The 20,259-nt window shown below is 31.0% G+C and carries 20 protein-coding genes and 1 pseudogene; 18 read left to right on the forward strand and 3 right to left on the reverse strand.

Annotated features, from left to right (window positions below; genetic code table 11):
- The 13 genes and pseudogenes from GQ540_RS10955 to GQ540_RS11015 all read left to right on the forward strand — a co-directional run.
- Positions 1 to 247, forward strand: a pseudogene (locus GQ540_RS10955) (3-deoxy-D-manno-octulosonic acid transferase); the annotation flags it as partial.
- A complete protein-coding gene (locus tag GQ540_RS10960; protein WP_291800963.1) occupies positions 244 to 876 on the forward strand; it encodes a Crp/Fnr family transcriptional regulator in 633 nt (210 codons plus the stop codon). The pseudogene GQ540_RS10955 and the gene GQ540_RS10960, both read left to right, overlap by 4 nt.
- Positions 877 to 945: 69 nt before the next feature.
- Positions 946 to 1,503, forward strand: coding sequence for a YeeE/YedE thiosulfate transporter family protein (locus GQ540_RS10965; protein WP_291800965.1), 558 nt, complete (start codon positions 946 to 948; stop codon positions 1,501 to 1,503).
- A gap of 4 nt (positions 1,504 to 1,507) precedes the next feature.
- Positions 1,508 to 1,921 carry a DUF6691 family protein gene (locus tag GQ540_RS10970; protein ID WP_291800967.1) on the forward strand — a complete coding sequence of 138 codons (414 nt, stop codon included), beginning with the start codon at positions 1,508 to 1,510 and terminating at the stop codon, positions 1,919 to 1,921.
- Between the two features lie 38 nt (positions 1,922 to 1,959).
- Positions 1,960 to 2,592, forward strand: a complete 633-nt coding sequence (locus GQ540_RS10975) for a Crp/Fnr family transcriptional regulator (protein ID WP_291800969.1) — start codon at positions 1,960 to 1,962, stop codon at positions 2,590 to 2,592.
- Entirely contained in the window at positions 2,592 to 3,578 is a 987-nt protein-coding gene (gene moaA / locus GQ540_RS10980; RefSeq protein ID WP_291800971.1) for a GTP 3',8-cyclase MoaA, read from the forward strand. The genes GQ540_RS10975 and moaA overlap by 1 nt, the downstream gene beginning before the upstream one ends.
- Positions 3,579 to 4,232: a phosphoribosylanthranilate isomerase gene (locus GQ540_RS10985; protein WP_291800974.1), complete on the forward strand. Its 654-nt coding sequence runs from the start codon at positions 3,579 to 3,581 to the stop codon at positions 4,230 to 4,232.
- A gap of 11 nt (positions 4,233 to 4,243) precedes the next feature.
- Positions 4,244 to 5,440: a molybdopterin molybdotransferase MoeA gene (locus GQ540_RS10990; protein WP_291800975.1), complete on the forward strand. Its 1,197-nt coding sequence runs from the start codon at positions 4,244 to 4,246 to the stop codon at positions 5,438 to 5,440.
- Between the two features lie 39 nt (positions 5,441 to 5,479).
- On the forward strand, positions 5,480 to 5,959 hold the full coding sequence (moaC, locus tag GQ540_RS10995) for a cyclic pyranopterin monophosphate synthase MoaC (protein ID WP_291800977.1): 480 nt from the start codon (positions 5,480 to 5,482) through the stop codon (positions 5,957 to 5,959).
- Complete coding sequence (locus GQ540_RS11000; RefSeq protein ID WP_291800979.1) at positions 5,952 to 7,064, forward strand: NTP transferase domain-containing protein; 1,113 nt, start codon at positions 5,952 to 5,954, stop codon at positions 7,062 to 7,064. The genes moaC and GQ540_RS11000 overlap by 8 nt, the downstream gene beginning before the upstream one ends.
- 103 nt (positions 7,065 to 7,167) lie before the next feature.
- Positions 7,168 to 7,893: a hypothetical protein gene (locus GQ540_RS11005; protein ID WP_291800982.1), complete on the forward strand. Its 726-nt coding sequence runs from the start codon at positions 7,168 to 7,170 to the stop codon at positions 7,891 to 7,893.
- The gene (locus GQ540_RS11010) at positions 7,893 to 8,972 is read left to right on the forward strand and encodes a HesA/MoeB/ThiF family protein (RefSeq protein ID WP_291800984.1); all 1,080 of its coding nucleotides are present in this window, start codon (positions 7,893 to 7,895) and stop codon (positions 8,970 to 8,972) included. The genes GQ540_RS11005 and GQ540_RS11010 overlap by 1 nt, the downstream gene beginning before the upstream one ends.
- Positions 8,973 to 10,742, forward strand: a complete 1,770-nt coding sequence (locus GQ540_RS11015) for a DNA mismatch repair protein MutS (RefSeq protein ID WP_291800986.1) — start codon at positions 8,973 to 8,975, stop codon at positions 10,740 to 10,742.
- On the opposite strand, the gene GQ540_RS11020 is transcribed toward GQ540_RS11015, so the two are convergent.
- Positions 10,739 to 11,164: a molybdenum cofactor biosynthesis protein MoaE gene (locus GQ540_RS11020; protein ID WP_291800988.1), complete on the reverse strand. Its 426-nt coding sequence runs from the start codon at positions 11,162 to 11,164 to the stop codon at positions 10,739 to 10,741. The genes GQ540_RS11015 and GQ540_RS11020 overlap by 4 nt on opposite strands.
- 77 nt (positions 11,165 to 11,241) lie before the next feature.
- On the opposite strand from GQ540_RS11020, the gene GQ540_RS11025 reads away from it, so the two are divergent.
- On the forward strand, positions 11,242 to 11,517 hold the full coding sequence (locus tag GQ540_RS11025) for a DUF3817 domain-containing protein (protein ID WP_291800990.1): 276 nt from the start codon (positions 11,242 to 11,244) through the stop codon (positions 11,515 to 11,517).
- Between the two features lies 1 nt (position 11,518).
- Here the strand turns inward: GQ540_RS11025 and GQ540_RS11030 are convergent, their stop codons facing one another.
- Both GQ540_RS11030 and moaD read right to left on the reverse strand, forming a co-directional pair.
- Positions 11,519 to 12,247, reverse strand: coding sequence for a ceramidase domain-containing protein (locus GQ540_RS11030; RefSeq protein ID WP_291800992.1), 729 nt, complete (start codon positions 12,245 to 12,247; stop codon positions 11,519 to 11,521).
- Positions 12,248 to 12,263: 16 nt separating this feature from the next.
- Entirely contained in the window at positions 12,264 to 12,506 is a 243-nt protein-coding gene (moaD, locus tag GQ540_RS11035) for a molybdopterin converting factor subunit 1 (RefSeq protein WP_291800994.1), read from the reverse strand.
- A gap of 158 nt (positions 12,507 to 12,664) precedes the next feature.
- Here moaD and nrfD point away from each other — a divergent pair, with 158 nt between their 5' ends.
- The 4 genes from nrfD to ruvA all read left to right on the forward strand — a co-directional run bounded on the left by nrfD (position 12,665) and on the right by ruvA (position 20,258).
- On the forward strand, positions 12,665 to 14,281 hold the full coding sequence (gene nrfD, locus GQ540_RS11040; RefSeq protein ID WP_291800996.1) for an NrfD/PsrC family molybdoenzyme membrane anchor subunit: 1,617 nt from the start codon (positions 12,665 to 12,667) through the stop codon (positions 14,279 to 14,281).
- A gap of 17 nt (positions 14,282 to 14,298) precedes the next feature.
- A complete protein-coding gene (locus GQ540_RS11045; RefSeq protein ID WP_291800998.1) occupies positions 14,299 to 17,202 on the forward strand; it encodes a molybdopterin-dependent oxidoreductase in 2,904 nt (967 codons plus the stop codon).
- Positions 17,203 to 17,362: 160 nt separating this feature from the next.
- Positions 17,363 to 19,639 (forward strand): NADP-dependent malic enzyme, encoded by a 2,277-nt coding sequence (locus GQ540_RS11050; RefSeq protein WP_291801000.1) that lies wholly within the window; start codon positions 17,363 to 17,365, stop codon positions 19,637 to 19,639.
- A 37-nt stretch (positions 19,640 to 19,676) separates the two neighbouring features.
- On the forward strand, positions 19,677 to 20,258 hold the full coding sequence (gene ruvA / locus GQ540_RS11055) for a Holliday junction branch migration protein RuvA (protein WP_291801002.1): 582 nt from the start codon (positions 19,677 to 19,679) through the stop codon (positions 20,256 to 20,258).
- The last annotated feature ends 1 nt before the right edge of the window (position 20,259 follow it).

The raw sequence follows: 20,259 nt of genomic DNA on the forward strand, positions 1-20,259 counted from the left end.
GTTAGAACCCGCAACTTTTGGAATTCCAATACTAATTGGGCCAAATTATCATAAATTTAATGAAGCTGTAGACTTGGTAAAACAAGAGGCATGTTTTACTATAAATAATTCTAAAAAATTATCCGTACTTTTAAAGAAATTATTTCAGTTAAAAGATTTCAGAAAAAAAGTAGGTGAAAATGCTTTAAAATATGTAATGGATAAAACTGGAGCTACTACTAAAATTTTATATTATTTAAAAAGATGAGAGAAAAATTAGAAAACTACTTTTCATTTGTATTTGAAAAAGAACTATTAGATGAAATTGAGCAAGTGGGTACCTATAAAAAACTTCGTGAGAACGAAATTTTAGTTGATTTAGGTGATAGAATGAAAGGTGTACCATTATTATTAGATGGAGCAATTAAAATTGTTAGAGAAGATAAAAAAGGTGAAGAAATACTACTTTATTTTTTAGAAAGAGGTGATACCTGTGCTAGTTCATTTGCAAGCGCAATTTCTAATGGTAAATGTGGAATTAGAGCCATCGCTGAAAAAGAATCGGAAATGATTTTTTTACCTACAGAAAAATTAGATGAATGGTTAGTGAAGTATAAAACATGGAGAAATTTTGTTATTGATAGTTATAATATTCGTCTAAATGAAATGATGGAAACTATTGATACGTTGGCTTTTATGAGGATGGATGAGCGTCTGTATAAATACTTAACAGATAAGGCTCAAATAATGAGAGACACCTCATTAAACACAACGCATCAAGACATCGCATACGATTTGCACACATCAAGAGTTGTAATATCTAGATTGTTAAAACAACTTGAAAATGAAGGTAAAATTAAGCTGAATAGAAATAGAATTGAAATTTTAGAATTTTAACACTATGTAACTTTTATTACACTACAGCATAATTTAAATAATATTTTTGAAAGACTAACTAATTAAATTATGGAATATATAACTCAGCCTTGGGCCTGGTATGTTGCTGGCCCTGTTATTGCTTTTATCATGTTTTTGCTTTTTTATTTTGGTGAGCGCTTTGGTGTCTCATCAAACTTAGAAACCTTTTGTTCTATTGGTGGAGCAGGAAAATTCACAGATTATTTTAAAATTGATTGGAAACAAAACTCTTGGAATTTAATTTTTGTAGCAGGTGCAATTGCGGGAGGCTTTATAGCTTCAAATTGGCTGTCTCCAAGTGATGTTGTTGCATTAAACCCACAAACTATACAAGATTTATCTGACATTGGAATTGCAAATGCAGGAGCCACCTATTTACCCGATGAAATTTTTAGTATTGATACCATGTTATCTGTAAAAGGATTTTTCGTGTTATTAATTGCAGGCCTTATGGTTGGTTTTGGGGCGCGTTGGGCAGGTGGTTGTACATCTGGCCATGCAATTGTTGGGTTAAGTAATTTAGAAATTCCTTCACTAATTTCAGTTATTGGATTTTTTATAGGAGGATTAGTAATGACCTGGTTTATTTTACCACTAATATTTTAGAAAGATGAAGTATATAAAGTTTTTTTTAGTAGGTATTCTTTTTGGAATAGTAATGAGTAAAGCTGAAATAATTTCGTGGTTTAGAATATACGAAATGTTTAAATTTCAATCGTTTCATATGTATGGGATTATTGGTTCAGCAGTACTATTAGGAATGGTAAGCATGTATTTTTTCAGGAAAAACGTGGTGAAAACTTTTGAAGGCAATGAAATTCATGTTGCACCAAAAAAAAGAGGCTTATACCGTAACCTTTTAGGAGGAACTCTATTTGGATTAGGTTGGGCATTAGCAGGTGCTTGTCCTGGCCCTATGTTTGTTCTAGTAGGTAAAGGAGTAGTATCAATTCTAGTCGTAATCTTTGGCGCAACTTTAGGTGCTTTTTTATATGGATTGTTTAAAGATAAAATACCACATTAAAAGTTGGGTAAAATCCATTTTATATAAAAATTAAGGATATGAAACTTAATGATATTGTTACAGCTAGTTTTTCGAAACTATTTGAAGAAAATTTACTGCAAGAAATATGTAACAATGGGATTTTAAAATATGCCGAGCCCGATAAAATAATTTTAGAAATTAGAAGAGATATACAGTTTATACCTTTAATTGTTTCAGGTATTGTAAAAGTTATGCGTCGTGATGGTGATGGAAATGGAATTTTCTTACATTATCTATCTAAAAATCAAACAAGTGCAATAGCAATTTCATATGTGTTAGAGGGTGAAAAGAGTGAGATTAGGTTAAAGGCTCAAAGTAATATAACTTACATTGCAGTCCCTTCAAAAGTAGTAAATTCGTGGTTTTTAAAATACCAATCATGGAGGTCGTTTTATTTCAAGTTGAATCAGCAGCAAACCTCTTTGTTAATTCATAATATTAATGATATTGCCTTTACAAGTTTAGAGTATAGATTATTAAAATATTTAGAATATACTAGCCAAGTTAGTAATGATAGTACCATTTATAGTAAGCATTTTGATATTGCTCGTGATTTAAAGGTTTCAAGAGAAGCAGTATCGAGAATTTTAAAAAAGTTAGAAAAAGAAGACATAGTAACTTTAGGTAGAAATAAAATAACACTCAACTAGTGGAATTAATAGATAAATTTGGAAGGAAGATTACCTATTTACGATTGGCAATTACAGACCGTTGTAATCTACGTTGTCAATATTGTATGCCAGCTCAAGGAATAGACATTGTTGATAGGAAAGAGTTGCTTTCTTATAAAGAAATGTATCGTCTTACACGTGTTCTATCTGAATTAGGTGTAAATAAAGTGCGCTTAACTGGTGGAGAACCTTTTGTACGTAAAGATTTTGTAAACTTTTTAGAATCACTTTCTTTTAATGATAAGTTAGATGAAATAAACATCACTACAAACGGCGCTTTAATTTCTAATTATATAGATAAGTTAGAAGCATTAAATATCAACGCTATTAATTTGAGTATTGATAGTTTGCAAAAAGATAAATTTGCCAAAATTACGCGTAGAGATGTATTTGAAAATGTTTACGATACACTTGAAAAATTAGAAGAAAGCAATTTAAAATTGAAATTAAATGTAGTAGTTCAGTCAGGTTTTAATACCGATGAAATTATTGATTTTATTGAGCTTACAAAAAATAAACATATTGCAGTTCGTTTTATTGAAGAGATGCCTTTTAACGGAAAAGGACAACGAAACATTGAAGAAGAATGGAACTTTACTAAAATTATTGCTCTTGTAAATGAACATTATTCAACGGTAGAAAAACTTCAAGATAAAAAATCTTCTACATCAAGAAATTTTAAAATTCCGAATTATAAAGGGACTTTTGGAATAATTCCAGCATTTACAAGAACTATTTGCAATGATTGTAATAGAATAAGAATCACTGCAACCGGTATGTTTAAAAACTGTTTATTTGATGGAGGTGTTTTTAATGTAAGAGATTTTATGAGAGATGGTGCAAGTGATGATGAGTTGAAACAATTATTTATTGACACGGTTCATAAAAAACCAAAAAATGGTTTTGTTGCTGAAGCAGCTCGTGGAAATGATGTTTCAGAAAGCATGTCTACAATTGGCGGGTAAATGGGTAAAACACATATAAAAATTTGTTGTATAAGTAGTGTTGAAGAAGCTAAATTGGCTATAAATTTGGGTGCATCAGCATTAGGTTTGGTAGGTTATATGCCAAGTGGTCCAGGAATTATTAAAGATGAATTGATTGCTGAAATTGCAGCGTTTACACCAAAAAACATTGACACATTTTTATTAACTAGCGAAACCAAGGTTTCAAACATTATAGCACATCATTCAAAAGTTAATACAACAACCATTCAGTTGGTTGATAATCTTACTGAAGGAACACATCAACAAATCAAATTAGCACTTCCAGACGTAAAGCTTGTTCAAGTTTTACATGTTTTAAATGAAAACTCAATTAATGAAGCTATACAAGTTTCAAAATATGTAGATACTATTTTATTAGATAGTGGAAATCCAAATTTAACAACTAAAGAGTTGGGTGGAACAGGAAGAGTTCATAATTGGGAAATTAGTAAAACTATAGTTGAACGTGTAAATATTCCCGTATTTTTAGCTGGTGGGTTAAATTCTGAAAATGTGCTAAAAGCAATTCAAAAAGTGAATCCATATGGGTTAGATTTGTGTAGTGGTGTAAGAACGAACGGAAATTTAGATAAAACAAAGCTATCAGCATTTTTTAAATCGATTAAGAACTAATTAAATAAGTTATGAGTTTAATTACAGCAAATGAAGCATTAGAGATAATTTTAAAAAGTTCTGAAACTTTTAGAGTTGAAGAAGTTAACTTTTTAAAATCTAACGGAAGAATTTTAAAAGAAGACATTGTAGCCGATCGTGATTTTCCGCCTTTTAATCGTGTAAGTATGGATGGAATTGCAATCTCATCTGAAGCATTTAATAACGGGCAGCGAAAATTTAAAATTGAAGGAATACAACCTGCAGGAAGTGAGCAATTAACAATGCAAAACCCTTTAAATTGTATTGAAGCTATGACGGGTGCTATTTTACCAAATAATACCGATGCTGTTATTCAATATGAATTATTAACCATAGAAGATGGTTTTGCTACTATAAATTTAGAAGCAGTTAAAGAACTTCAAAATGTTCATTTAAAAGGATTAGATAGAAAACAAGGTGCTATTTTAATCCCTAAAAACACATTAATATCTGCTGCTGAAATAGGTGTGTTTGCAACGGTAGGAAAAAGTACTGTTATGGTTGCAAGACAACCAAAAGTTATGGTTATTTCTACGGGGAATGAATTGGTTGGTGTTTCTGAAACTCCTGAAGATTACCAAATTAGAAGAAGTAATGTTTTTACATTAGTTTCTTTGTTAGAAAAAATAAATATTAAAGCTGAAACTGCACATATAACAGATGATAAAGACAAGTTATTAAGTAAAATCAATTCGTTTTTAAATGATTTTGATGTGTTGTTGTTTAGCGGAGCTGTCTCAAAAGGAAAATTTGATTTTATTCCTGAAGTGTTGGATGAATTAGGAGTTAAAAAATTATTTCATAAAGTAAAACAACGTCCAGGCAAACCATTTTGGTTTGGAAAAAAAGGAAATAAAACAATTTTTGCTTTCCCTGGAAATCCAGTGTCAACATTTGCAAGTTGTTTAAAATATTTTTATCCATGGTATTATAAATCGATTGGAATAAATTTTGAAAATAAAAATAAAGCAATTTTAGCTGAAGATTACTTCTTTAAGCCAGGCTTAACCTACTTTTTACAAGTAAAAATCACTAAAGAAGAGGGTGAAATACTTGCAACTCCAATTACTGGAAGAGGTTCAGCAGATTTAGTAAACTTGGTAGATTCTGATGCTTTTTTGGAATTACCAGATGATAGAACTAATTTCACCAAAGGAGAAGTATTTCCTTTAATAACATATAGATAAAATATTGTCATTCTGAACTTGATTTAGAATCTTTCGCTTATGGAAAAAGAATTCACTCATATAGGAGAAAAAAACACTCCAAAAATGGTAAACGTTGGTGATAAAAAAGTCACCAAACTAAAAGCAACTGCTAAAGCCACTATGTTTTTAGGGACAGAAATTATTTCACATTTCGAAAATAAAGAATTAACCACTAAAAAAGGGCCGGTATTTCAAACAGCAATTATTGCAGGAATTCAAGCAGTTAAAAAAACTTCAGAATTAATACCAATGTGTCACCCATTAATAATTAATGGGGTTGATGTTGCTATTGAAGTTATAGATAAGGAACATATTGAAATTTTATGCACGGTTGCTATTGAAGGGAAAACAGGTGTTGAAATGGAGGCGTTAACAGGAGCAAATATTGCAGCATTAACGGTGTATGATATGTGTAAATCTATTTCTCAAAAAATGGTGATTAAAGAAGTTAAATTAGTTGAGAAATCAGGAGGTAAAAGCGATATTAAAAATGGGTAAACATCAAAAACATGCAAAGTTAAAATTAAGAGATAATGATAATTTTGCTCCAAATGAAATAGCTTTAGTTGGAACAAAATGTGATGTCATTTCAAATTTAGTTACCAAAGTATCTAAAAACTTAACAAATTATAAGTTAGCTTATTTTGATGCTTCGCATAGTAAAGGTGTTGAGTTAAACTCAGTTCAAAATTTCACATTTCATCATAAAGGTTCTGCAGAAATTTCAGTAAATTCTGAAGTAAATAAATTCAATCAGCGTGTGCAATTTTCACAGTTTGATTATGTGTTTATTAATGGAAATCATTACCAAGGAGCAAAACAAATTTTAATTTTAGACAATGATAAAGAAGCTTCAGTTTTAAAGAGATTGGAAGAGCTAAATAATATTCAATTTGTTATAAAATTAACAGAAGATACTAAGTTTTTTGACTTTTTAGTTGAGAAAAACCCCCAAATTAAAAACTTACAATGTTATAATATCAATGAAATAGATAAAATTTCAAAACACGTTGAAAATTTAATCAAAGAAAAAACTGCATCAATTCAAGGGTTGGTATTAGCCGGTGGAAAAAGTGTTAGAATGGGAACCGATAAAGGAGCACTACAGTTTTACGGTAAAAATCAACGTGATGTTGCTATTGAGTTATTAGAAAAAAACAATTTAAAAACGTATTTATCCGTTAGGTCAGCTCAAGAAATTGAGATAGAAAACAAAATTACCGACAAGTTTGTTGGACTTGGACCGTTTGGAGCTATTTGTTCGGCTTTTCAAGAAAACCCAGATGTTGCTTGGCTAGTTATTGCAACCGATTTGCCATTTGTAAATGATGAGGTTATTCAATTATTGCTTAAACATAGAAACCCTTCAAAAGCTGCTACAACCATTAAGGGAAAAGACAAACAATTTCCAGAACCACTAATTACCATTTGGGAACCTAAAAGCTATACGTTATTATTAAATTATTTAGCACAAGGATATTCTTGTCCGAGAAAAGTTCTAATAAATTCTGATGTTGAAATTGTTGAAGTTGATGATAATTTCATAAGAAACATTAATACTCCTGAAGAATTTAAAGCTGCACATAAAGAAATAAATGACTAAAACACTTCACGTTTTAAATGGTGATAGCACTGCGCAAATTTTAGAAAAATCTGAGATTAAAGGAGCTATTATTGTTTGGTGAGAATTATTGTGTGATGGTCCTTTGCATAAGAATGTTGGAAGTGATGAGTTTTGGTTAAACAGGTACGCTTTTTTTGAACGTGAATTAGGAGTTGAAAGATTAGAATATTTCGATAAAACTATCAAAGAAATTGTAAAATTAGAAGATGTATCGGCTTATAGAGAAGTTGTTTTATGGTTTGAATTCGATTTATTTTGCCAAGTTAATTTATTAGCATTATGCACATATTTGTTAGATAATTATGTGAAAAAGGCAAATTATTATTTGGTTTGTACAGGTAAGGAAAAAGGAAAAGTGCAATTACAATCGTTATCGGATTATTCATTAAAAGATTATAAAAATTTATACGATAATAAAATTTCACTTAGCAAAACTAGTTTAGAGTATGCAAAAGAATGTTGGAACGTGTATGTTAAAAATAATTTTGAACAACTAAAGGGTTTTAACTTCAATCAATCTTCAAAATTTAAGTATTTACAATTAGCGATCAATCAGCATTTAAATCGTTTTCCATCTGAAAATGGATTTAATCAAATTGAAAACGAAATTTTAGAAATTATAAATTCTAATTCGTTTTCAGAGTTAGATATTGTCAAAAATCTTTTAACTTGGCAGAAAGAACAGACGGTTTATGGTTTTGGAGATATGCAGTATTTTCAGTATCTTAATAAGTTAGAGAAATACTATAGTATAAGTAATAAAAAATACTGTTTAAATGAAAAGGGTAAAGCTAAAATAAATCAATAATGGACTTCAATAGAGAGGATTATTTTCAACGTCAAACTACGTTGGCTGAGATTGGAGAAGAAGGTCAAAATTTGCTTCAACAAGCAAAAGTTTTGGTAATTGGTTGTGGAGGTTTGGGAAGCCCAATTGCAATTTATTTGGCTACAAGCGGAATAGGAGAACTTCATTTAGTTGATTTTGATACAGTTTCTGTTTCAAATTTACACAGACAAGTGTTTTTTAAAGTTGAAGATATTCAGCACCCAAAAGTTGAGGTTCTAGCAAATGAAATTAAAAAAAGAGCTCCTTTTACCAAAGTTACTTTTACCAATAAAGCTGTAAATAAAAACTCTATTTTAGACTTAATTTCAAACTATGATATTGTTGTTGAGGGAACAGATAATTTACCAATTAAGTATTTAATAAACGATGCTTGTGTATTAGCAAAAAAACCATTAGTGTATGGATCGTTATATAAATTTGATGGTTATGTTTCAACTTTTAATGTGTTAAATGATGATGGTGATTTTACATGCAATTTGCGTGATGCATTTCCCGAAATTGCGACTAATATTCCCAATTGTGAAGAAGCAGGAACTTTAAACCCAATTGTAGGTATTATTGCTTTGTTGCAAGTAAATGAAGTGTTAAAGCTAATTACAAAAACGGGTAAATTATTAACCAATCAATTATTAATATATAATGCGCTTGAAAATAGTCAGTTTAAAATAAAATTAAAGAAAAATAAATCATTGATTTTTCAAGATATTTTTAAAAACTCAAATTATTTAGATGCGCATTGTACTACACAAGATAGCGCTTTATTAATTTCAAATGAAGAGTTTAAAAAAAGAGTTTCAGCAAAAAGCATTGAAATTATAAGCGTTTTTAATCATACAGATATAGCGTTTCCTTTTGAAGTTCATCAAAAAATACCATACAAAACTTTTGACATAGAAAGTTTCATTCCTAATTTTGAAAAAGATTATGTAATTATTTGTAAAAAAGGCATAACAAGTTACGATGTAACCTTAAAAATAAAGGAAAAATACCCTTCTTTAAATGTGTTTAGTTTGTTTGAAGGAATAAATAATTATTAAATGCAAAAACCACTAGAATTTTATACAAATCAAAAATTACATTTTGAAAAAGAATTGATGTTGCTAAAAAAGAAATTAGCAATGTCTAGCGTATTGAGATTAGTCGTTTTTTTAAGCGCAGTTTTAAGTACATACTTCCTTTTTGATAACATTAAAATAGTAATTCCAATAGCTGCTTTTTGGGTAATTTTATTTCTCTATTTATTATTTAGACATTTCAAATTACAAACTAAGAGTAACCTTAATAAAGCGTTACTTGAGATAAATAATACAGAATTGAAGGTTTTAAATAGAGATTATTTTTTATTAAATGAAGGGAATGAATTTATAAATCCAGCACACACATTTAGTTATGATATTGACCTGTTTGGAAAAGGTTCTTTTTTTCAATATTGCAATAGAACAGTTACAAATGAAGGTAGGCAAGAGTTTGTTGAGTTACTATTAAACAATGATATTTCTAACATTAAAGAAAAGCAGCGTGCAATTAATGAACTAAGCCAACACCCAAAGTGGAGACAGCAATTTTCTGCTTTAGCTAGTTTGGTTAAAGTTGAACATCCAGCTGAAGAAATTGCAGATTGGATTCAGAATTATAAAACAGTATTTTCAAAATTTATAGGTTTTTTTCCAAAAGTTTTTTCTGTAATTTCTTTAGTTTTAGTTACGCTACTTAGTTTACAAATTATTCCAGAACAACTATTATTAATTTGGTTTTTATTTGGGGTGGGGATTTCTGGAGCATTTCTAAAAAAGGTTAGTAAATTATATGGAGAAGCTAGTAAAGCAAAAGACACTTTTAAGCAATATCATAAGTTGTTAAATGAAATAGAATCAATTTCATTTACCTCAAAAATCTTAAAACAAAAACAGCAGGAAATTCAAACTGAAACACAAAAAGCATCTTTAATTTTCGCGAAGTTTTCTAAGGTATTAGACTCCTTTGATCAGCGTAATAATTTGATAATTGCTATTATTGGGAATGGTTTTTTTCTACGTGATTTACAACAAGTAAATAAAGTAGAAAACTGGATACATAATTATAAAGATAAAGTAGAAAATTGGTTTCAGGTAATTGCTTTTTTCGATGCTCAAAACTCCTTGGCAAATTTCACATTTAACCATCCTAGTTATGTTTTCCCACAAATTAATACAAGTAAAGGAATAATTTTCTCAAAAAATTTAGGACACCCTTTATTGCATAAATCACAGCGTATTGATAATGATTTTAGGATTCAAAACAAACAATTTTTTATAGTTACAGGGGCTAATATGGCTGGGAAAAGCACTTTTTTAAGAACAGTTTCTTTGGCAATAGTTATGGGGAATATAGGTTTGCCAGTTTGCGCTGATGAGTTTGAGTATGCGCCAATAAAATTAATTACGAGTATGAGAACTTCTGATTCTTTAGCTGATAATGAATCTTATTTCTTTTCTGAATTAAAACGATTAAAATTTATTGTTGATCAAATTAAAAATGAAGAGGATTTTATAATATTAGATGAAATTGTAAAAGGAACAAATAGTACTGACAAAGCTAGTGGATCAAAAAAATATGTGGAAAAATTAGGGAATTCAAAATCAACAGGGATTATTGCAACACACGATTTAAGTTTGTGTAAGATTGAGAATGATTTATCAGCAGTAAAAAACTACTTTTTTGATGCTGAAATTATCAACGACGAATTGTATTTTGATTATAAATTAAAGGATGGTATTTGTAAAAATATGAATGCCTCTTTTTTATTAAAAAAAATGAAAATTATTTAAGGGTGTGAATTTACCCAAACTTCACCATCTTCAAAATGCTCCTTTTTCCAAATAGGAACAGTTTCTTTTAAAGTGTCAATTGCATATTCACAAGCTTCAAATGAAGCTTTCCTATGTGCAGATGAAACAGCAATAATTACAGGGACAGCACCAATTTGTAATTCACCAACAGCATGATGAATTGCTATTTTATAAATAGAAAATTTTGATAAAGCATTGTCGGCAATTTTTCGCATTTCTTTAATGGCCATAGGTTCATACCCACTAAAATCTAGTAAAGTAACTGTTTTCTTTTGTGTAGCATTTCTAACTGTACCAACAAAAGTAGCAATACCTCCACAAGAATCATCTTCAACAAAATTAATACAATCTTGTAAACTTAATTTTTCTGATGTAATTTTTATGGATGTTCTTTCAGTCATTATATTTTAACTAATATTTTGCTAATTTAACAAATCTAAAGTCTATTTTCGCAAAATATTTTATTTAAGTAAGTCAAATGAAAAACACATTTAGAGTAATTAGTTTCTTAGAAGGGTTGTCGTTTATACTATTGTTATTTATCGCAACTCCAATAAAATATTTAGCAGAGAATGATTCGTATGTTAAAATGCTTGGAATGCCACATGGACTATTATTTTTGATATATATAGTATTTGCATTTATGCTAAAATCTGAGTTAAAATGGAGTGCTAAAGTGTTTTTTACGGTTTTATTTGCCTCAATTATTCCTTTTGGGACTTTTTATATTGATAGAAAATACTTAAGCAATTAGATTACTTTTCTGCTCTTTTTAAATAGGTATTAAGAAGTATAAAAATCCCTACTGCAGCTGCAATATGTTTTAAAGAATGCCCACTTATTATTGTTAAAAAGTTATGAATTTCAGAATCGAAATGTTCTAAAATCTTAGCAATTACATAAGCTATTAATAACATCCAATAACCTGAGGTTAAGTTGTATTTTGATTTGTAAAAAACCAAAATAACAGGAATTGCTAACAACGGATAAAACTGTACAAGTGCATAAAACCGTAAATCTTTAAAAACAACCCAATATAAAACGGATAGACCACCGATTATAAGCGCAGGGATTAAAGTTTTTTGTCCAATTTCACGATTTATAAATTCACTAATTATAATTGAAAATAAAGCCATAAAGGCTATTGTCATTGGAAGTCTGTCCCAAATTAACGTATCGCTAGTTGGGTATAAGTGGTAATAACTTGAGCCAAAAGAAACAAGTGAAACTCCTAAAAAGAATATTAAATATTGAGCTTTATAATTTGTTATAGATTTTAACTTAAACAAACCTAAAACTCCAACTATTAAAAAAGGGATGTTTGAAATCACATTCCAAAAATTAGGAATATTAAAAATTGTATTAGTATCGCTAAAGTTGTGGTAATCTTCATTCTGAATAATAGGAGAAAGGAAAAACATTCCTAATATTGCTATAAAAGCAAGTGAAATTATACTATAATACCCAATTTTATTTTTCTTCATTTTATTAACTATAAAATTAACCACCACTTACAGGCGGAATAATTGCTACAACATCACCTTCTTTAAGAATTACTTCATTAGTTGCATATTCTTCATTTACGGCAACTGCAAATTCATGAATATTTTTTAAAGAGGAGTACTTTAAAATTAGTACTGCTTTCAACTCTTCAATAGTAGTTTTTTCTGTTAAATTAAACGAGGTAGAATTTCCACCTACTAAATCGGTTGTAATTCCAAAAAACAAGACTTGAATTTTCATAAGTTGATTTATAAATATGTACAAAAGTAATTTATTCTGGTGAATCAGAACCACTCACTATTTAAATTCATTCTAAATAATTGCTTATGTGAAGTTCATCACAAAACAAATATGACCAATAGCTAAATTTGTTTTAATTCAATTTATTTTATAAAAAAATGAAGTACGGTTTTATTATTGATAATCGAAAATGTATTGGTTGTCATGCTTGTACAACAGCTTGTAAATCAGAACATGATGTAGCTGTTGGTGTTAACAGAACATATGTTAAACAAGTAGAAAAAGGAGAATTTCCAGATACAAGAAGAATTTTTTCAGTAATGCGATGTAATCATTGTACAGATGCTCCTTGTGTAGAAATTTGCCCGGTAGAAGCATTGTATACACGTGAAGATGGTATTGTAGATTTTGATAACAACCGTTGTATTGGTTGTAAATCTTGTATGCAAGCTTGTCCATACGACGCGTTGTATATTGATCCTGATACGAATACAGCAGCAAAATGTAATTATTGTGCGCATAGAGTTGATGTAGGTAGGGAGCCTGCTTGTGTTTCTGTTTGTCCAGAACATGCAATTATTGCGGGTGATATGCAGAATCCAACTACGGAAATTTCACAATTATTAGCGCGTCAAGCTGTTAAAGTTCGTAAACCAGAAAAAGGCACAAATCCAAACTTATTTTATATAGATGGTGATGATGCTTCTTTAGTACCTGAAGCAACAGATAAATCAGGTCCAGGATTATGGAATTCTCAGGCAAGAGGTGTAGGGCATTTTGCAAAAGCAGCTGAAAAAATGATGCATACGAATGATGATGTAGATTTATTGCAAATGTCAATAAATAACGAAATTGAAGCAGCATATCAGAAAAAAGAAAGTAAAAATCCAAATTATATTGATGTGTTAACTGGTAAAGCTCGAAGAGTATATGATACACCTGATAAAGGTATACTTTGGGGATGGGAAGTTTCTGCATATGTATTTACAAAAGCAATTGCTGCAGGAGCATTCTTAATTCCATTTTTAGCAATTATGCTAGGTTATGAAGTTTCTACAACTGCTAAATTATGGTCAGCAGGAATTTCATTGACATTTTTAGCATTAACAGGATTATTCTTGGTAATGGACTTGGATAGACCAGATCGTTTTTTAAACGTTTTGTTACGTCCACAATGGAATTCTTGGTTAGTAAAAGGCGGTTATACAATTACTATTTTCGGGTTGTTAGTAACAGTTTGGGGAGCAATGACATTTTTTGAAATTCAAATAGGAGAAACTATTTTGTTATGGGTAACTGCTATTTTTGCAGTGTTATTAGCTATTTATACAGCATTCTTATTTGCACAAGCAAAAGGACGTGATTTTTGGCAAAGTCCAACATTACCATTGCATATGTTAGTGCACAGTGTTATGGCAGGTGTTTCAATTTTTATCATAGCAGCCTTAATATTTGGAAGTGAAGATTGGATGAGTATTCTAAAAAACACGATGATAATTGCATTGGTAGTAAATTTATTTACACTAATAACTGAATTAACAATTACGCATCCAACAACAGCAGCAAAAACTGTCGTAAAAATGATTACCAAGGGACGATATAAAAATCTATTTTGGATAGTTACTGTGTTAATAGGGAATATAATTCCATTGATATTATTATTCTTCGGAACAGGAGAAGTAGCAGCTGTTATTTCAGGAGTATTTGTTTTAATTGGAATTTTGAGCACAGAGAAAATTTGGGTTGAAGCTCCACAAAGAATTCCATTAGCTTAATTTAAAATAAAGAAATTATGGGTTATAAAAAACCATCGTTTATAGAAAATATAGCAGAAAAATTAGGAATTATACCAAATCTGCACAAAGAAGGTTATCAAGAATTTGATGGCGACATGCGTCAATTTTCTGATGAAGAGGTTGCTCAAATGTATGAGAACTTTCCGCCACCCGAAAAATGGGATAATTGGGAAGAATACAATCCAAAAGTATGGCCTAAAAAAGAGAACAAAACATATCAAATAATACCTACTACTTGTTTTAACTGTGAAAGTGCTTGTGGTTTGACAGCTTTTATTGATAAGGAAACTCAAGAAGTAAAAAAGTTTGAAGGAAATCCATATCATCCAGGAAGTAGAGGCAGAAACTGCGCAAAAGGACCTGCATCAATTAATCAAGTAACAGATCCAGATAGGATTTTATTTCCTCTAAAAAGGAAAGGAAAACGTGGAGATGGAGAATGGGAACGTGTTTCTTGGGATGACGCATTAGATACCATTGCTGCTCGTATTAGAAAAGCAATACTTGAAGATCGTCATAATGAAATAGCTTACCATGTTGGAAGGCCAGGAAATGAAAAATTCATGAACTGGATTTTACAAGGTTGGGGAATTGATGGTCATAATTCACACACAAATATCTGCTCTTCAGGAGCTCGTTTTGGATATAATTTATGGTATGGTTATGATAGACCATCACCAGATCACGCTGAAGCTAAATTTATTCTATTAATATCTGCACACTTAGAATCTGGTCATTATTTCAATCCGCATGCACAACGTATTATTGAAGGTAAAATGAAAGGCGCAAAATTGGCCACCATGGATCCTCGTTTATCAAATACGGCTAGTATGTCAGATTACTGGTTACCATCATACCCAGGAACTGAAGCGGCTGTTTTACTAGCAATGGCTTTAATAATTTTAGAAGAAGGATTATACAACAGAGATTATTTAGAGAATTGGACTAACTGGAGAGAATATTTACAAGCGCGTCACAGTGATAAAGAAATCACTTTTGAAAATTATATTGCTGCAATGATTGACGAGTATAAGGAATTTACTCCAGAATATGCTGAAAAAGAATCAGGTGTAAAAGCTGATATGATTATTGAGATCGCACATAAGATCGGTGAAGCAGGAGAACGTTTTGCATCTCATAACTGGCGTGCTGCAGGAGCTTCAAACCTAGGTGGTTGGGCAGTTGCACGTTGTTTGCATTTCTTAACTGTTTTAACAGGAGCAGTTGGTGCTAAAGGAGGAACATCTCCAAACTCTTGGAATAAATTTAAGCCAACACAACCAAATCCGCCAGCACCTCAAAAGAAATGGAATGAATTACATTTCCCTAAAGAATATCCGTTAGCATTTTTTGAAATGAGTCAGTTATTACCACATTTCTTAAAAGAAGGAAGAGGTAAAATGGACGTTTATTTTTCAAGAGTGTTTAATCCAGTTTGGACATATCCTGATGGATTTACATGGATGGAAATGTTTTCTGATGAAACTAAATTTGGTTTACACGCAGCGTTAACTCCAACTTGGAACGAAACAGCATTTTATGCAGATTTTGTGTTGCCAATGGGATTAGCATCAGAACGACACGATTTAAATAGCTATGCTACACACGGTGGAACTTGGGTTGCTTTCCGTCAGCCAGTATTAAGAGAAGCAGCTCGTAGAAATGGAAAACCAGTTAACTTAACATATGAAGCAAATCCAGGTGAAGTTTGGGAAGAAGATGAATTCTTTATTGAATTATCTTGGAGAATTGACCCTGATGGAAGCATGGGAATCAGAAAAACATTTGAATCTCCATATAGACCAGGTAAAAAAATTACGATAGATGAATATTACCAATATATTTTTGAAAGAATTAAAGGGTTAAACGAAACTGCAAAAGCAGATGGATTTACAGGGCAATTTGCGGCATTGGAATACATGAAAAAGTATGGCGCTTACGAAATTGAAAAAGGTGAATCCTATAAAATGAATGAAAATCAACTTTCTGAAGAGCAATTGAAAGGTACTAAAGTAGACCCTATAAATGATGTAATTTCAAAAGATGGAAAAGGGATTGGTGTTATGATAAATGGAAAACCTTGTGTAGGCTTCCCAACACCATCTCGTAAAAATGAATTCTATTCACAAACTATGGTAGATTGGAAATGGCCAGAATATGCAACACCAACGTATATAAAAAGTCATATTCATAATGATGTGTTGGATAAATCAAAAGGTGAATACGTATTGGTTCCAACATTTAGGTTGCCAACATTAATTCACTCACGTTCGGGTAATGCAAAATGGCTTGTAGAAATATCGAATAGAAATCCAATTTGGATGCACCCAGATGATGCAAAAAAATGGGATTTCCAAACAGGTGATTTGGTGAAATTAAATACAGATATTGGTTATTTTATAGATAAAGTTTGGGTAACGCAAAGTATGAAACCAGGCGTTGTAGCTTGCTCACATCATATTGGACGTTGGAGAAGACCACAAGATAAAATAGGAAACCGTTGGGCAACTAATACGGTAAATATTGAAGGAGATGGAAAAGGCGCTTGGAAAATGAATACAATTTCAGGTATAAAACCATTCGAATCTAGCGATAAAGATTCTAAACGTATTTTTTGGAAAGATGGTGGTGTACACCAAAATATTACACATGCAGTACATCCAGATCCAATTAGTGGAATGCATACTTGGCATCAACGTGTTAGAATTGAGAAACCGGGTAAAGATGAAAAGTATGGAGATATTTTTGTAGACACCAATAAATCACATGAGATTTATAAAGAATGGTTAGCCATGACACGTCCAGCTCCTGGACCGAATGGAGAGAGAAGACCACTTTGGTTTAACAGAGCTTTTAAACCAGACGAGTCAGTGTATTATATTGACAAGAAAGAAGAGTAACTAAAATCTCGCAATTGCGGGATTTTTTCTACATAATAAACTCATTAACCCAATGTTTTAAAGAGTTAATGTAACATTAGTGTAAATATGATAAATGTTAGCTTTTGAATCTATTCAATATACTTAACTTTGTACTTCATTACAATAAATCATAAATATTATGAGTAATTCTAAAAAAAAGAGCGAAGCTTTAAGATATCATCAATATCCTACTCCAGGAAAAATTCAAGTTGTTCCAACAAAAAAACACTCTACACAACGTGATTTATCGTTGGCATATTCACCAGGAGTTGCAGAACCTTGTTTAGAAATTGAGAAAAACCCAGATGATGCCTATAAATACACTTCTAAAGGAAATTTAGTAGCTGTAATTTCAAACGGAACAGCAGTTTTAGGATTGGGTGATATTGGCGCTTTAGCAGGGAAGCCTGTTATGGAAGGAAAAGGGTTGTTATTTAAAATATTTGCTGATATTGATGTTTTTGATATTGAGGTAGATACTAAGGATGTTGAGAAATTTATAGAAACTGTAAAAAATATAGCGCCAACTTTTGGTGGGATTAATTTAGAAGATATTAAAGCTCCTGAAGCTTTTGAAATTGAAAGAAGATTAAAGGAAGAGCTAGATATTCCTGTAATGCATGACGATCAGCATGGAACTGCTATTATTTCAGCGGCTGCATTAAAAAATGCAATTGAAATTACAGGGAAAAACATTTCAGAAGTTAAAATAGTAGTAAATGGAGCAGGTGCAGCAGCCATTTCTTGTACAAGATTGTATTTAGCCTTAGGTGTTAAAAGAGAGAACGTTGTGATGTGTGATAGCAAAGGTGTAATAAGAAAAGATATTGAAAATTTAAACGTTCAAAAAGCTGAATTTGCTACTGACCGAGATGTATATACGTTAGAAGAAGCAATGGTTGAGGCTGATGTTTTTATAGGTCTTTCTGTGGGTAATGTTGTAACTCCTAAAATGTTAATAACAATGGGTAATGAGCCAATTGTTTTTGCAATGGCAAACCCAACACCTGAAATAGATTACAATTTAGCAGTTAAAACAAGAAAAGATATTATTATGGCAACCGGTCGATCAGACCATCCAAACCAAGTGAATAATGTTCTTGGGTTTCCATTCATTTTCAGAGGAGCATTAGATGTTAGAGCAACTGGAATTAATGAAAAAATGAAAATGGCAGCAGTACACGCGTTGGCCAATTTAGCTAAAGAATCTGTTCCAGAACAAGTAAATATTACCTATGGTGAAACAAGTATTCAGTTTGGAAAAAATTACATTATTCCAAAACCATTTGATCATAGATTAATAACAGAAGTTCCACCAGCAGTTGCAAAAGCTGCAATGGAATCAGGTCTTGCAAAAAATCCAATTACAGATTGGGATGCTTATAAAGAAAATTTAGCTGAAAGATTAGGTGCTGGAAGTAAGTTAATGAGAATGTTAATGACAAGAGCAAAGTCAGACCCAAAAACTATTGTTTTTGCTGAGGCTGATCATTTAGATGTGCTAAAAGCTGCTCAAATAATTCATGAAGAAGGAGTTGGAAAGCCTATTTTATTAGGAGATAAAGCCATTATTAATGAACTTATGGAGGAAATTAACTTTGATGCTGACCTTCCTATTATTGATCCATTATCGAGGGAAGAAAAAGAACGAAGAAATAAGTTTGCTCAAGTTTATTGGAAAAAAAGACAACGAAATGGAATTACATTATTAGCGGCGCAAAGATTAATGCGTGAACGTAATTATTTTGCAGCAATGATGGTGAATGAAGGCGAAGCAGATTCATTAGTTACAGGTTACTCTAGAAGTTACCCAGCAACTGTTAAGCCAATGATTGAGTTAATTGGAAAACAAAGTGGCGTTCAAAAAATAGCAGCAACAAACATTATGCTTACTAAAAGAGGTCCAATGTTTTTCTCTGATACAGCTATAAATATTAATCCAACAGCAAAAGAGCTAGCAAATATAACATATATGACTTCGGTTGCCATTAAAATGTTTGGTTTTGAGCCAAATATTGCAATGTTGTCATTTTCTAATTTCGGATCTTCAAAATCGCCAATGGTAGAGAAAGTTGCTGAAGCTACGAAGTTACTTCATGCACGGTTTCCAAATTTAACAGTAGATGGTGAAATTCAAGCAGATTTTGCATTGAACTCAGCATTGTTAAAAGAGAAATTTCCATTTTCTAAATTAACAGATAAAAAAGTAAATGGCTTAATTTTTCCAAGTTTAGAGTCAGCTAATATTGGCTATAAATTAATGAAAGAATTTAACGATGTAGAATCTATTGGGCCAATAATAATGGGGCTAAAAAAACCAGTTCATATAATACAACTTGGAGCTAGTGTTGATGAAATTGTAAACATAGCATGTGTGGCAATTGTTCATGCACAAGAAAAAGCAAAAATTAAATAATATTTTATACATTTGGAGTTATTAGAAAAAGAAAAATATGATAACTCACATAAGAGGTAAATTAGTAGAGAAAAACCCTACCTATGCTATAATAGAGACTAGTGGGATTGGATATATACTACATATTTCTTTGAATACTTTTTCGCTTTTACCCAATGATGAAGCGGTTATATTGTTCACGCATTTAGCTGTAAAAGAAGATTCACATACGCTTTATGGTTTCATAAATAAAATAGAACGTGAAATTTTTAGATTACTTATCTCTGTTTCAGGAGTAGGGCCGAGCATTGCACGTACCATGTTATCATCTATGACTACTGATGAAATTCAACAAGCAATTGCTTCAGGAAATGTTGGTGTAATTCAATCTGTGAAAGGAATTGGCGCTAAAACTGCACAAAGAGTCCTTATTGATTTAAAAGACAAAATCTTAAAAAGCTACGCAATTGATGAAGATTCCTTTGTTGAGAGCAATACCAATAAAAATGAAGCGTTATCTGCTTTAGAAGTATTAGGTTTTGTTAGAAAACAATCAGAAAAAATATTAGACAAAATTTTATTAGAAAATAAAACAGAAAGTGTTGAGAATTTAATAAAAAAAGCGCTTAAAAATTTATAAG

Origin of the sequence: Lutibacter sp. (assembly GCF_013139515.1) — a bacterium.
In the GTDB taxonomy this organism is placed as follows: Bacteria; Bacteroidota; Bacteroidia; order Flavobacteriales; family Flavobacteriaceae; genus Lutibacter.

Bases quoted from the DNA above. Each gene is read 5' to 3' on its own strand.
- nrfD (WP_291800996.1), top strand. From the start codon at position 12,665: ATGAAGTACGGTTTTATTATTGATAATCGAAAATGTATTGGTTGTCAT.
- GQ540_RS11025 (WP_291800990.1), top strand. From the start codon at position 11,242: ATGAAAAACACATTTAGAGTAATTAGTTTCTTAGAAGGGTTGTCGTTT.
- GQ540_RS10970 (WP_291800967.1), top strand. From the start codon at position 1,508: ATGAAGTATATAAAGTTTTTTTTAGTAGGTATTCTTTTTGGAATAGTA.
- ruvA (WP_291801002.1), top strand. From the start codon at position 19,677: ATGATAACTCACATAAGAGGTAAATTAGTAGAGAAAAACCCTACCTAT.
- GQ540_RS11020 (WP_291800988.1), bottom strand. From the start codon at position 11,164: ATGACTGAAAGAACATCCATAAAAATTACATCAGAAAAATTAAGTTTA.
- GQ540_RS10975 (WP_291800969.1), top strand. From the start codon at position 1,960: ATGAAACTTAATGATATTGTTACAGCTAGTTTTTCGAAACTATTTGAA.
- GQ540_RS11050 (WP_291801000.1), top strand. From the start codon at position 17,363: ATGAGTAATTCTAAAAAAAAGAGCGAAGCTTTAAGATATCATCAATAT.
- GQ540_RS11010 (WP_291800984.1), top strand. From the start codon at position 7,893: ATGGACTTCAATAGAGAGGATTATTTTCAACGTCAAACTACGTTGGCT.
- GQ540_RS11015 (WP_291800986.1), top strand. From the start codon at position 8,973: ATGCAAAAACCACTAGAATTTTATACAAATCAAAAATTACATTTTGAA.
- GQ540_RS11030 (WP_291800992.1), bottom strand. From the start codon at position 12,247: ATGAAGAAAAATAAAATTGGGTATTATAGTATAATTTCACTTGCTTTT.
- GQ540_RS10990 (WP_291800975.1), top strand. From the start codon at position 4,244: ATGAGTTTAATTACAGCAAATGAAGCATTAGAGATAATTTTAAAAAGT.
- GQ540_RS10985 (WP_291800974.1), top strand. From the start codon at position 3,579: ATGGGTAAAACACATATAAAAATTTGTTGTATAAGTAGTGTTGAAGAA.
- GQ540_RS10960 (WP_291800963.1), top strand. From the start codon at position 244: ATGAGAGAAAAATTAGAAAACTACTTTTCATTTGTATTTGAAAAAGAA.
- moaD (WP_291800994.1), bottom strand. From the start codon at position 12,506: ATGAAAATTCAAGTCTTGTTTTTTGGAATTACAACCGATTTAGTAGGT.
- moaC (WP_291800977.1), top strand. From the start codon at position 5,480: ATGGAAAAAGAATTCACTCATATAGGAGAAAAAAACACTCCAAAAATG.
- GQ540_RS11045 (WP_291800998.1), top strand. From the start codon at position 14,299: ATGGGTTATAAAAAACCATCGTTTATAGAAAATATAGCAGAAAAATTA.
- GQ540_RS11000 (WP_291800979.1), top strand. From the start codon at position 5,952: ATGGGTAAACATCAAAAACATGCAAAGTTAAAATTAAGAGATAATGAT.
- GQ540_RS10965 (WP_291800965.1), top strand. From the start codon at position 946: ATGGAATATATAACTCAGCCTTGGGCCTGGTATGTTGCTGGCCCTGTT.